The 12,640-nt window shown below is 66.6% G+C and carries 10 protein-coding genes and 3 pseudogenes; 8 read left to right on the top strand and 5 right to left on the bottom strand.

Going from position 1 to position 12,640, the window contains the following annotated elements:
* Positions 1–178 precede the first annotated feature (178 nt).
* A pseudogene (locus tag ACFV0T_RS41580) lies at positions 179–1,083 on the bottom strand (transposase family protein).
* A 122-nt stretch (positions 1,084–1,205) separates the two neighbouring features.
* Here ACFV0T_RS41580 and ACFV0T_RS41575 point away from each other — a divergent pair.
* From ACFV0T_RS41575 to ACFV0T_RS41555, 5 genes and pseudogenes are all read left to right on the top strand, one after another.
* The gene (locus tag ACFV0T_RS41575; protein WP_385790658.1) at positions 1,206–2,570 is read left to right on the top strand and encodes a hypothetical protein; all 1,365 of its coding nucleotides are present in this window, start codon (positions 1,206–1,208) and stop codon (positions 2,568–2,570) included.
* A gap of 472 nt (positions 2,571–3,042) precedes the next feature.
* Positions 3,043–3,307: pseudogene (locus tag ACFV0T_RS41570) on the top strand (GNAT family N-acetyltransferase); the annotation flags it as partial.
* A gap of 320 nt (positions 3,308–3,627) precedes the next feature.
* Complete coding sequence (locus ACFV0T_RS41565) at positions 3,628–4,005, top strand: hypothetical protein (RefSeq protein ID WP_385790657.1); 378 nt, start codon at positions 3,628–3,630, stop codon at positions 4,003–4,005.
* A 256-nt stretch (positions 4,006–4,261) separates the two neighbouring features.
* Entirely contained in the window at positions 4,262–4,687 is a 426-nt protein-coding gene (locus ACFV0T_RS41560) for a hypothetical protein (RefSeq protein WP_385790656.1), read from the top strand.
* A gap of 509 nt (positions 4,688–5,196) precedes the next feature.
* Entirely contained in the window at positions 5,197–6,156 is a 960-nt protein-coding gene (locus tag ACFV0T_RS41555; RefSeq protein ID WP_385790654.1) for a hypothetical protein, read from the top strand.
* Positions 6,157–6,704: 548 nt separating this feature from the next.
* On the opposite strand, the gene ACFV0T_RS41550 is transcribed toward ACFV0T_RS41555, so the two are convergent.
* Positions 6,705–7,019 carry a DUF6980 family protein gene (locus ACFV0T_RS41550; RefSeq protein ID WP_385790652.1) on the bottom strand — a complete coding sequence of 105 codons (315 nt, stop codon included), beginning with the start codon at positions 7,017–7,019 and terminating at the stop codon, positions 6,705–6,707.
* 65 nt (positions 7,020–7,084) lie between these two features.
* Here ACFV0T_RS41550 and ACFV0T_RS41545 point away from each other — a divergent pair.
* Positions 7,085–7,948 (top strand): annotated as a pseudogene (locus ACFV0T_RS41545) (IS5 family transposase).
* A gap of 122 nt (positions 7,949–8,070) precedes the next feature.
* On the opposite strand, the gene ACFV0T_RS41540 reads toward ACFV0T_RS41545, so the two are convergent.
* Both ACFV0T_RS41540 and ACFV0T_RS41535 read right to left on the bottom strand, forming a co-directional pair.
* Positions 8,071–8,370 (bottom strand): hypothetical protein, encoded by a 300-nt coding sequence (locus ACFV0T_RS41540; protein WP_385790661.1) that lies wholly within the window; start codon positions 8,368–8,370, stop codon positions 8,071–8,073.
* Positions 8,371–8,774: 404 nt separating this feature from the next.
* Positions 8,775–9,062: a hypothetical protein gene (locus ACFV0T_RS41535; protein WP_385790649.1), complete on the bottom strand. Its 288-nt coding sequence runs from the start codon at positions 9,060–9,062 to the stop codon at positions 8,775–8,777.
* Between the two features lie 54 nt (positions 9,063–9,116).
* On the opposite strand from ACFV0T_RS41535, the gene ACFV0T_RS41530 reads away from it, so the two are divergent.
* On the top strand, positions 9,117–9,848 hold the full coding sequence (locus ACFV0T_RS41530) for a MerR family transcriptional regulator (RefSeq protein ID WP_385790647.1): 732 nt from the start codon (positions 9,117–9,119) through the stop codon (positions 9,846–9,848).
* Positions 9,849–10,252: 404 nt separating this feature from the next.
* Here the strand turns inward: ACFV0T_RS41530 and ACFV0T_RS41525 are convergent, their stop codons facing one another.
* Positions 10,253–11,152, bottom strand: a complete 900-nt coding sequence (locus tag ACFV0T_RS41525) for a LysR family transcriptional regulator (RefSeq protein WP_385790659.1) — start codon at positions 11,150–11,152, stop codon at positions 10,253–10,255.
* A 380-nt stretch (positions 11,153–11,532) separates the two neighbouring features.
* On the opposite strand from ACFV0T_RS41525, the gene ACFV0T_RS41520 reads away from it, so the two are divergent.
* The gene (locus ACFV0T_RS41520; protein WP_385790645.1) at positions 11,533–12,537 is read left to right on the top strand and encodes an alpha/beta fold hydrolase; all 1,005 of its coding nucleotides are present in this window, start codon (positions 11,533–11,535) and stop codon (positions 12,535–12,537) included.
* The last annotated feature ends 103 nt before the right edge of the window (positions 12,538–12,640 follow it).

The raw sequence follows: 12,640 nt of genomic DNA, 5'->3' as shown, positions 1-12,640 counted from the left end.
CTGCGTCCGGAGTCGTCGACGCGGCCTGACCCATACCTGGCACCACGGCGCCGTCCCCTGTTGCGGGGCCGGCGCCGTCGTCATGTGACCTCCCGCATCGACGGACGGCCGGTGCCTCTGTGACGGGGCAAAGGATCGCCCGAAGGCCGCTTTCATGGCTGGTGAACTGCCATAACCCTCACTGAAGCCTTCTCGGCAACGCATTGTGACGTTCTGTGACCTTCTTTGAGGTGGTGCGTCCGTGTTCGAGCTGGAGCTGGAGCTGGAGCTGGAGCTGGAGCTGGAGCAGGACGAGGGTGGCGCGGGCGATCCGCGTGATGGCAGCAGGGTCGAGGCTGACCCTGCGCAGGGCCTTGAAGGTGACCTTGAGCAAGGCGTTGGCGCGTTCGGCGATGCTGTGGACGCCCCGGATGACCTTGTTGAATGCCTGCTGGTGCTCGGTGAGTTCGCCGCCCTGGGGCTTCTTGACCGGGTGACGAAAGCCGCGGCCGCCGTTTTCGTAGCCCAGGTCGGTCAGGGTCGGGACGTCCAGGGCGGCAGCGAGGCGGTTGAGGGCGTCGAGCAGGCCGTGGCTGCGGGCGCAGGTGGTGTCGTGCTCCCGGCCTGGACGGACCGGGGAGACCCAGATCGGCCAGCCGTCCGCGACGGAGATGACTTGCACGTTGCCCCCATGATGCTTGTGCTTCCCGGACCACCAAAGATCCGCGCCGTTGGGGCCGGGGGCGGCGACGCGGTCGGTGCGGATGACGGAGCCGTCCAGGTTGAAGTGGGTGTATCCAGCCGCCGCGGCCCGCTCAAACGCGGTGGACACGTCCGGTGCGTGGTCGGCGAGCACGGTCAGGCCCTCGTGCAGGTAACGGTAGGAGGTGGGCAGCGCGATGACGTTGTCGGGGGCGAGCTGGGACAGCCGGGCGCCGTCGACGAACCACCGCAGGACCAGCACCGCCTGCTTGAAGACGCCCAGCGCCCGAGTCTTCTTGCGGTGCCGACCCGCTGCCTGTGCTCGTGCAGGAGTCGGGCGAAATGCTCGGCGGTCGCCCGACTGACACCGAGGACGGCGGTATAGGTGATACTGGAGGGCACGTGAAGCCTTTGGTCTTACGGAACTTGATCTTCGCAGACCCGTTCCTACCAAGGGCTTCACCTGCGTCTGACGCCAGGTCATCAACCCGGCTCCGGACACCACACCCCGTCCACGTGTCGGCGTGCAGGCCGCACAGCCAGGAACGGATGAACGTGCACAACGTCGTGTAGATGGCCAACGAGATGCGCAGCGGCTCGTGCTGCGCTCCAGCAGCTCACCCCCGACCAGCAGACCCAGCGAGACCACGGGAAGGGTGACACGGTCTCCGCAGCCGAGCGACGAAAATCGCTCGACCGGGCGCTTGCCGGTCCCGATACTCGCCATCGTGATCGCGCTACCGGTGCTGTGGCTGTATGGGGCGTCAGGGGTCGGGAAGACCACCGTGGCCTGGGAGGTGTTCGTCCAGCTCGCCGGGGCGGGCACGCCCACCGGATATGTGGACATCGACCAGCTCGGGATGTGCTATGCGCCGCCGACGCCACGGCACTGGGCGCCCGAGCCGGACACAGATCCGGGCCGCCATCGGCTCAAGGCACGTGCTCTCGACGGGGTGGTGACCAACTTCCTTGACGCCGGTGCCCGGTCTCTGGTCGTTCCGGGCGTCACCGATCCGGATCGCGGGGTGGACGCCGACCTCGTACCGCACGCTACGGTGACTGCCTGTCGGCTGCGGGCCGAGCCGGCGGAGCTGGGCCGACGACTGGCCGCCCGCGGTCGCCCGAACGAAGACCTCGCAGAGCAACTCGCGTACGCCGACGCCCTCGACCGCGCCTTCCCGACCGATCTCTGCATCGACACGACCGGGCTGACCGTCACCGAGGTCGCCGACCGGGTCCGGGCGCGCACCGGGTGGCCCGATCTGTGGGCACGGATGGAAGACCCGAGCATGATGCGACGGGAACCGGACCGCACGCCGGGCGAGATCCTCTGGCTGTGCGGGCCGGCCGCCGTCGGCAAGTCCACCGTCGGCTGGCAGGTATACCAGCAGGTCCGGCGGGCCGGTGTGCACGCCGCGTTCGTGGACCTCGACCAGATCGGCTTCCACCGCCCCACCCCGGCCGGCGACCCGGGCAACCACCGGCTCAAGGCGGCTAACCTGGCCGCGGTCTGGCGGGCGTTTCGGGCCAACGGAGCGGGATGTCTGATCGCTGTCGGCCCACTCGACCGGCCCGAGGACATGGGGGCGTACGCCGCAGCGCTGCCTGCCGCCACGATCACACTGTGCCAGTTGCACGCCAGCCGACGGACACTGGCCGACCGGGTCAGGCGCCGGGGCAGAGGCATCACTCCAGCCCGGGGTCTCGCCGGCGACCAACTGATCGGGCAACCGCAGGCTCGACTACGCGAGATCGCCGACCAGGCGGCACGGGCCCTTGGCGCCCTGGACGGGCTTGGTGATCTGGGAGTGGTAACCGACGACCGGCCCGCAGGCGAGATCGCCGCGGAGATCCTCCGGCGTACTGGGTGGCCATCGCCAGTTCATTGAGCCTGGTACGCGAAGCGGGTGCGCGGGGCGCACCTTCATCCATACAGCGGTGCACGGTGACCCGCACACCGACATCACGCACTGCAATCGTCGGATTGCTGAGAAGACCTCACTGAGTTCGAGCCGTGTTCGAGGCCGGACGATGAACGACATGCTTCGACCGACCGGCAAATGGATCACTTGAGGCGTCGGGGCGGCCGTCCCAGCGGTAGCGGGCGGTCGAGCGTCGGATGAGCATGCGGATCGTGACGAAAGCGGTGACGGCGTCGTCGTCCGGGCGGGCCGGGACGTCGCTGGGCAACGCGCGGAAAGTAGTGGCGTGCTCGTTGACGATCTTCGTGGCGTCGGTGAGGTTACACCGTCGTTGTAGGTGCGCTTGATGTCACGGGCCTCGGCGAAGTGGCAGCCCAGGCAGGCGATGACGTGCTGGTGATTCGGTGGCGCTGAGCCACCGGCTCAGGACAATGCGTCCATGAGCATTCGAGCAGCACACGTGGACGAACTGCCTCTGCTGCAGGACATCGAGCAGGCTGCCGACGCGAGCTTTCGCGACGTCGGCATGCCAGAGATTGCCACCGGAGACGTTCTGCCACTCAACGAGCTGAAGCTACCACCAGGCGGGACTGGCCTGGGTCGCGGTGGATCGAGCAGACGCGCCCGTGGCCTACCTGGTCGCAATCCACGTTGATGTCAACCTCCACGTCGAGCAGGTCTCGGTGCGTTCCGGCAGTGCACGGGGACAGTCCCGCATGTCGAGGGGGCCGTGCGGCGGTACTACGGCCGTGCAAGGACGATGGCCTCTGTGCGTTCGACATCGTGGTGCGGGGCGTCACATGAGCCATCGAGGCAAGGCGAGCGGCGGCAGGCCAGTCAATGTGCAGACAACGAGCCCATACAGGACCTATTAATGCCCAACCTCAACTCGTAAAGGACGCATCAACCACCGACCAATCCGAGGTCCTGCGTGGCAGCATCAATGCGTCATACATGACGTCGCACATGTTCGTCGAGCAGTGCGAATCGAGAACGTCTCCGTCTCGCAAGGATTGAGCTAAACATGATCAAGAATGTCCGACTTAAGTCGACTGTGGTCGCCATGGTGGCCGCCGGAGGTTTTCTCACCTTCGCCCCCAGCGCTAGCGCGGCTGGGAACTGCACCCACTACGGCACCCCCGGTTATATACAGTATTTTTCCGACAATAACTTCCAGGGTGATTGCTACGAGTTGCAGGAGTGGCAGGTCAATTACAACCTGAAGTACACTCCCGCCGGCAATATGGACAACAGGATCTCGTCGCTCCGAAGCTGGTCGAGCTATGGACATAGCTTGTGGTCAGAGACGGGAGACTCCGGCCAGAAGTTCACGTTCGGTGCGAATGAGCAATGGGCGAGCCTTCCGGCGTGGATCAATGATCAAGCCTCTTCGGTCGGATAAATTCAGCAAAACTCACGAAGGTCTTGGCGAGTTCCTTACTTTCAAAACGCCAGTCACCGCGTGACGTCTGTGCGGGGCGGATGAGGCGAAGCTCTCGGTCAGTTGCGGCACCGAGGTCGACGTTCCTCGCGCCACGGCGAGACGCCCTCACCCCTCGCAGCACCAACCAGGGCAAGTTCAAGCGCAAAGCGACGGGCGCGCCGGGGCTGTTGATGTACGCGCAAGTCCCGGCCCACCCTTTCAAGAAAGAAACACCATGCGATTCAAAGAGGCCCTGATCGGGGCAACTGCCGGCCTTGCCATAACCGCTGGCGTCATCGGCACCTGCGCCGGAACCGCCACCGCCTCCGACAAGAGCCCCGACACGATCCGTACCAGCGCCGGAACCGCCACCGCCAGGCCTGCCAATGCGCAGGGTGTGTACTGGAAGCTGTGCGATGCGACCTACATGGCCTACTGCATGGCGCAGGGTTTCTACGAACCCCCGCGGTCTGCCGACCTTCGTAAGCAGGGCATGAACGACAAGATCTCGTCTCTTGCGACCAATGCCTACGCCATCGAGACCTGGAATGACGTGAACTTCCAGGGGGCTTACGGGTACTTCAAGCCGAATTTCGTCTGGAATGAGCTGTCGTACCCCTACAACGACGCCATCAGCTCGATGTCCTATCCCGAAGCCTGACGGCCACCCCAGGGGGCAGAAGCAATCACATCGTGGGCTTCTGCCCCCTGGGGCCCGTGAACCAGTCTCCGAGTGTGCACAGCACCTGCGGCACGCGTCACTGTCCAGGGACAGTGCCATTCGCAATTCATGTCTCTGCGCGCCGATCCTAGATCCTGGCTTTACGTCACTTCTCCTGGACGTCCGGGATCTGCCCGAACCCCCGAACGACCGATACACGGTAATCTGCGATGTCAAACGACCCTACGGGACTTCGCCCGCCTGTCCGGGCACGCCGCCTCCCAATGCTGCCGACCAGTTCGCAGCCACGAATTCACTCCGCGACGGCCGCTAGCCACCTGAACGGTGCCTGCGCAGCATGGTGGACCGTCAGCCGCTCTGCCGGGCGGAGAGCGTACGCCTCGGTCCTATCGGTCGGTTTGAGTGCAGCGGTGCTCGCCGGCTGCAGCTCCCCGCACGACGACAGCCGGCCCCCCACAGCTACCCTGACAGCCGCATCGGCGCCACAGATGGTGCACCTTCTCGAGACCTTGCTCCCCGAAGGGAAGTTTTCTGCGCAGCGAGGGCAGGGACAGGAGCGCGGCGACAAGCCGGGACCGCCGCCCTCTGCTGAACTGGTCTTCGAGCGGGACGGGAGGGCGGCGAAGGTGCGGGTCGCCCTCACCTGGTATCCCGTCCCCATCCCCGATCAGTTCACGCAATGCCCGGATTCGGCCTACAACCCCTACAGCCAATGCACGCAGCACACGCTGCCTGGTGGAGTCAGGGTTGTATTGGACCGGTCTCCCGAACACGAGGGAAACCCGTCCGGCGCCAAGCTCTACAGCGCACTGGTGACGTACAAGGACGGCAAGCAGGTCTTGGTATCCCAAAGCGGCAGCACCAATGAAGAGGGCGACAATGCGGAGGTCAGGGAAGCCTCTTATCCGTTGACGCTCGAGCAGCTCTCGGAGATCGCTATCTCCACTGTGTGGAAGCCCGTTCTCTCGGCGATGCCCGAGCCGCCCAGCGGTGGCCCTCGGACGGGATCGGTCTCCCGGATGACCGGACAGCAGATCAGCCACCTCATCGAGCAACTGCTGCCGCCAGGACTGCAGGCTGCGCAGGCCGACGGGTCGGCGGGCTTCGGACACCTCACGGTCGATGACGGCCACGGCAAGAGCCTGGTAGCCGTGAACGTCCAGCGGTGGAAGCCCGACGACGCCACCATGGCACAGTTGTTCAAGAAGGCCGACATGCTGCCTGACGGCACCCTCGTCAGCATCCGCAAGGGTCCCGCACTCAAGGGCGGCAAGGGCGCGATCCAATGGTCCGTCGACACTCTCCGCAAGGACGGCCTGCGTGTCGTGATCTCCGCAGTCAACGCACGCGCCTACCGCCTTCCAGCCAGCCGCAGCGAACCCGCGCTGGACATCCAGCAACTCCAGGGCATCGCCTTGGACACCGCCTGGGAACGCGCGAGCCGCTGACCCGAAATTGGTGACGACCAGATCTCCGGGCCGCCGGGTCACCGCGTCGGACGACGACGCCGCCCCGCCGTACAGTCCGTGGTCGCACGGCGGCAGAACGGCGCACGCGAATGCGGCCGAGCGACGCCACCACCGTGCGCGTGCGCGTGCTGGTGTTCTGGGAGTTGGGGACGAAGGCGCGGCCGTTGAGCGGGAACGGTGCCCGCAGGAGCGTCGGCGGGATGACCGTCAGCCCGGGGCGGATGCCCAGCAGCCTGTACGCCGCGATCAGCCCGACGAGTGCGATGGCGAGCGAGGCGGGGAACGAGAGGACCGGCAACGGCGTCAGGCACACGCTCGTCTCATCGGCGCACACACGGAATGGCGCCAGGTAGCTGCTGCGCTGGTCAGCGTTCGTGGCCACCAGTCCTGCAGTCCGCCGGCCGTGGGGGCCCTGGCGCTCCCGGCAATGTCGCTCCTGAAGGCTTCGGCCTGCCATGGGGGTGGTGTGACGGCGAAGGGGGCGTCTAGGGGGTGTATCGGAAGTGGCTTGGGTGGGTGTTGGTTCGTCAGTCCCGAGGCGGGGCGGCGAGCCAGCGGTCGTCCTGGAATTCGGCGGGGACTTCGTCCTCCCCCGGATCGATCCCGCGGCGTTCCAGTTCGTCGAACCATCGGTCCCGTTGTGACTCGGGGAGGCGTCGTCCGCACCAGGGGCAGAAGTCGATGGTGATGCTCGACGTGCCGCCGTCGTGGATGATCAGCCCGTACTCCTGGAACTTGGCGCTGAATTCGATCAGTGCATCCGGGCAGGCGAAGGGGCCGTCGTGCTGGTCGCAGTGCACGTTCACGCGGCGGCTCATCGCTTCGCAGCAGTGGGTGGTCATGACCTTGGCTTTCTGGTGATCGACTCGATGACCAGAAGTAGATCACGGTCTGTAATGATCACCGGGTGGCACGTGGAGATCTGACGGATATGCAGTGGGCTCGGTTGGTGTCGTTGTTGCCCAAGGGCATGAAACCCGGACGTCCACCGAGGTGGAGTCGGCGGCAGCTGATCGACGGCATACGGTTCCGTACCCGGACCGGAGTCCCGTGGCGGGATATACCGGAGCGATACGGACCTTGGGCCAGGTCGTACGACCTGTTCCGCCGTTGGCAGCGGGACGGCACCTGGCAGCGGATCTTCAGCGAACTGCAGGCCCAGGCCGATGCCAAGGATCTCATCACCTGGGACCTCAACATCGATTCCACCGTATGCCGGGCCCACCAGCACGCTGCCGGGGCGCGGAAAAGGGGGACCTGCAGAAGGAGCCGCCCGGCGGGATCACCGTCGAGCCGGACGACCACGGCCTTGGGCGCTCGCGCGGCGGTCTGACCACCAAGCTCCACCTGGCCGTCGAGCAGGGCCAGAAGCCGATGGCCGTCGTGATCACGGCCGGACAGCGCGGTGACTCCCCGCAGTTCGAACCTGTCCTGAAGAAGGTCCGTGTCGCCCGCCCGGGCGCCGGACGGCCCCGGACCCGGCCCAACCGGGTCCGTGCAGACAAGGCGTACGCGTCCCGCAAGAACCGCGCGACACGGAATGCGATGCACCATCCCGGACAAGGCTGACCAGGCGGCCCACCGCAAGAATCGCGGCTCTCGCGGTGGCCGGCCGCCCAAGTTCGACGCCGAGGATTACAAGGCCCGGCATGCGGTCGAGTGCGGGATCAACCGGCTCAAAAGACACCGCGCCGTGGCGACGCGCTACGACAAACTCGCGGTCCGCTACGAGGCGACCGTCCTCGTCGCAGCCATCAACGAGTGGCTGTGACCAGCACATTCGATACACGCCCTAGGTCATGGGCCAAGTAGGAAGGGTCTTGCGCGGAAATTTCCCAGCCCTGGGCGACGTGAAGGTGGGCGCACCAGGAGTGCGAGTCCGGGGCGGGTTGATCAGGGCTGGTCTTCGTCCGGGTATAGGTATGTATCGTTCTCGGCGTAGTAGACGACTGCCTCGCATGCCTGTTGCGGGGAGGGAATGGCCCCGTCATGGTGCGCACGCCAGGTTTCCAGGACGTCGTGGATCAGGGCGGTTGCCAGGAGGTAGGTGCGGCCCTCTGCATCTGGCCGGCTTGTGCCTTCCCGGTCGGCGACAGCCATCGCGTCGCTCCGCGCAGTCCAGGGCTCGCTGGCGAAAACGGTCAGACCGTCATCCTTCTCAGTCAGTTGGCTGATCAGTTCTGCAAGTGTCACCGGGTACTCCGGTTCGGCGCCGGGCGGCTGCGGCAGCCTCTGGCCGCATTGCCCCAGCCTAGGCCGCCGAAGGCCGGCTCGTCCTGGCCGTGGACGTGAGTAACCGGCTGCGGGCGGACGCGCCGAGGAGTGGTCGAAGGGTGTGGGTGCCGGGGCGGACTGCCGCCCCGGCACCACACCCAGTGACTGGACCAGGCCACTTGAATGTGGGTGGTGCAGGCTCGGCGGTGCTGGGCTGAGAGGACGTCGGGGTGTCGTGCGTTCTTGTCCCGCCGGCGAAGGCTGGCGTGCAGGGCCCGGCTCAGCACGGTGTGGCTTGGGTGGTTCGGGTGGGCGGGGGTGAACTGCCGCAGCGGGCCTGACCCGGGGGCGTGCTCGGGCGGTCGCTTCGGCTGCTGAGGGTTCTACATGTGGTGCTTGTCGGCTGGTGTCTTGAGGAGCCGGTTCAGCTCGTTCGCGGCCTCGTCGTACCCGGCGTCGTGGATCCGTTGCAGCTCGCGCAGGTCGCCGGCGGCGGCCGCGCGTTGGGTGAGAAGGAGCCCGGCGTGCAGGGATCCCTCGTCCAGCAGCTCACTTAGCTCCCCGACCTCGTCGGCTGCGTCGGCAAGGTCGGCCAGCCGGTCCAGAGCGCTCTCGTTGCCCTCGTCGGCCAGCTCGCGCAGGGTCTCCCGGTCGATGTTCGTGTTCGCCATGACGCCATGGTGCAACCCTGCCCCTGGGGCAAGGTCAAATGGGACGATGGCCAGGTGATCACCATCGGGCAGCTGGCCAGGTACGTCGGAGTGTCGGTCAAGACCATTCGCGTCTATCACGACAAGGGGCTGCTTGCCGAGCCCGGCCGTGATGCGTCCGGCTACCGGAGGTACGGCGCGCACGACGCCATCGACCTGATCAAGATTCGGACGCTCGCCGAAGCCGGAGTCCCGCTGGCTCGTATCCGGGATCTGAGATCAGCGACCGGGCAGGAGTTCCAGCAGGCGCTGCGCGAGATCGACGACGAGCTGACCGCCCGCATCCGTCGGCTGCGAACCACGCAAGGGCGCCTGCACCGGCTTGCCGCCGGACATCTGGCACCGCTGCCCACCGAGGTCGATGCTCATCTGAAGGACCTGGTCCGATGGGGGTTCACCCCTCGGTGGGTGGATCTGCAGCGTGATCTGTGGATCCTCGTGTTCGCCACCCACCCGGACCGGGCGATCACCCTGTTTCAGGATCAAGCCGAGACTCTGGCCGATCCCGTGCTGCGGCAGCTCTTCCACGACTACGACGGCGCGCACGACCTCGACGCCGGCGATCCTCGCATCGACGACCTCGCCCGCCGGATCGGCGAGGCGATCCGGGAACGCTACGGACCCGGCGAACTGCCCGAGCTGCATGCGGCCTCCGAGATCCCGGCCCTCATCCAGGGCACGGTCGACGCATCGTCCCCGGCATGGCAGCGGCTCGGCCTGCTCATCGGCGCACAGTTGGACGCATGAGGCGACGCTTCGGGCACAGTGAGGCGCGACGCTGCGCTTGTCGCGGTTGACGTTCAGGTCCAGTGCCGTCGTGCTGAGCGATCGTGACTCACCCGCATGGTGTAGAAGGGCGACTCGACCGAGGAGCCCGGCAATAGAGGATTCCGGCCGCCGAGGATTCCGCCGCCGTCTACGTCCACACGAACGTCATCAAGGATCTGGGGCGCGTACGGACCCATCACACGGTCGACAGATCGATCGCTCGCAACCCGTGCTTCCACTCGGACCTCGGCTTCGATGCATCTGCCATGCAACGCTAATGGGAACCACGGCGGACGGAATCATCAAACCTGGAAAATCGGTGTCATCGCAGTGGTCACACCATTCTCCGGAATTATCCTATGATGGCGTTCTCGGGGAAATAATCAACGGTGGAGGTGTGCTTCGAATACCTCACGCGCTAGGGCGACAAGGTCCTTGAGGTCGCCGTGTGCGCGGTCGCGGCGCCAGATCAGAGCGGTCTTCAACTCAGGCTGGAAGTCACCGATCGGCAGCACCAGAACGTTCTCCTCGTAATATCTGCGCATCGGACTTTCCGGCGCAAGCATGGTAATGCTGAAGGCCATCCCGCAAGAAATCACTTCGGATATACCGGAGAAGCCGGTGTCGCTCAGATCGATCCGATCTCGGATACCGTGCTCCGCCAGTGAGTGGTCGATCACGTCGAAAAACGGCGGCCTGATCTCCTTGGCCGGGGCGACGTAGGCGAGTTCCTTGAGATCAGCGAGAGCGACGGAATCCCGCTCGGCAAAGCGATCGGCCGGCACCGCCGCACCCATGAGCTCGGACATGACCACCACCTGCTCCAAGCCCATGTCGCTCAGCGGCAACCGGGCCAGTGCGAGCGCGAGTTTGCCCTCGCGGACGCCGGTTGCCAGGGCCATGGTGCTGCCGGGCCAGCGCTGGAGCTCGAACCGCTCCTGGACGCAGTCGGTGAGCGTGATCACCCGGGAGCGGAGATCGGGGTGCAGCAGTGGAGGGATGCCCATCAGCACGCTGCAGGTTTGCGCGACAGTAGCCTCGTGCAGTCTCCAGGGGACGGCGTTGAACCGGTCGAGCAGGTCGCGCGCGATCGGCAACAGCGCCGAACCGGCCGGGGTGAGTGCCACACGGTGCGTGTCGCGGTCAAACAACCGCAGCCCGAGCTCCCGCTCCAGGTCCCTGACGCGCTGGCTCAACGGGGACGCCGCCATGTGGAGGCGACGGGCCGCCGCCGAGAAGTTCAGCTCCTCGGCGACCGCCACGAAATACCGCAGGTGCAGCATCTCCACAGGGCACACGATAGTACTCCCGGCGGAGCAGTGAGAGATTGCCTTCGGCGTCCGGCGCGACGACGTGGAATGTCGGCTCCGGCCGTTTCATCGAGCGGACCCTGCACGCCGCGACGTCAACAAGGTTGGCCACGCTCTCCTCGACGGTGACGTCGGTCGGGACGAGCGGCATCGGCACATCCTCCCTCGACAGGACGACCGCGCGCACCTTGCCGGCCGCACCCCCGGCGACTTCTCCCGTGAAATCCACCAAAGTGAGCTGCTTTCACTCCGCCGCCACCCCGGATTCACCCGAGTGGACCACGCGGGCGGGCGCACCGCCGCCGCCGCTTGAAGGCTGATGTGTCGCAGCCCTCGAGGAAAGAGAGCACAGAATGAAGATACTGGCGATACGCCGCCCCCTGCTCCGTGCCAAGAACCTGCGCGTCGCCACGGCAGGGTGCGCGGCCGCCGCCCTGTGCGCGGTGACGTCGGCTCCGGCCGTGGCGGAAGGCGGGACGAGCGGCACGAAGCCGACCATCGTCCTCGTACACGGCGCATTCGCGGACGGCTCCAGCTGGAACGGGGTGATCGAACGGCTGGAGCGCCGCGGCTACACCGTAATGGCCCCGTCCAACCCGCTGCGCGGGCTGTATAGCGACTCCGCCTACATCGCCTCGGTGCTGAAGTCCGTCAAGGGCCCCATCGTCCTGGCCGGGCACTCCTACGGCGGTGCCGTCATCAGCACGGCAGCGGCGGGCAATCCGCAGGTGAAGGCCCTGGTGTACATAGCCGCGATGATGCCCGACGTGGGTGAGAGCGGCATGCAACTGTCCGCCCGGTTCCCCAGCGCCCTCGGCACCGCAACCAACTCCGTGCCCTACCGGACCGCGAACACGAGCGGCACCGACCTGTACATCAAGCGGGACAAGGTGCGCCCCGTGTTCGCCGCCTGCTTGCCCGAGAGCCAGGCGAAGCTCGTGGCAGCCACCCAGCGTCCGGTCGCCACGACCGCCTTCTCCGAGCCGGCCAAGGTCGCGGCCTGGAAGGACATCCCGTCATGGGCCCTCGTGGCCCGGCAGGACATGGCCATCAACCCGGAGCTGGAGCGCTTCGAGGCCAAGCGCGCCCAGTCCCACACCGTGGAGATCGACTCCTGCCACGTGGCCCTCATCGCCCAGCCCGACGCCGTCGCCGACCTGATCCTCCACGGCGCGACCGCCGCCGGCTCCGCGCCGCAGACGACGAACCCGCAGGCGGCGAACCCTCAGATGGCGAGCACCGGTGGCGGCGGGGGCACCAAGCGGGCCGGCGTGCTCGGTGCCGCGTCCGCCGCGTTCCTCGCCGCGGGTGGCGCGGTCTTCCTCCTCGGCCGGCGTGCGCGCCGTCACACGCACTGACGGGTACCGGCACACGCCGAAGGCCGGTCGCTCACGCGGCCGAGGACAGCGACAGCGCGCGGGGCGCCGGGAAGGATTCCCGGCGCCCCGCGCGGCTTGGTTC

The sequence above is a fragment of the Streptomyces sp. NPDC059582 genome (assembly GCF_042735715.1).
Taxonomy (GTDB): domain Bacteria; phylum Actinomycetota; class Actinomycetes; order Streptomycetales; family Streptomycetaceae; genus Streptomyces.
The sequence above is the reverse complement of the archived record's forward strand: the minus strand, read 5'-3'. Positions and strand labels throughout refer to the sequence as shown.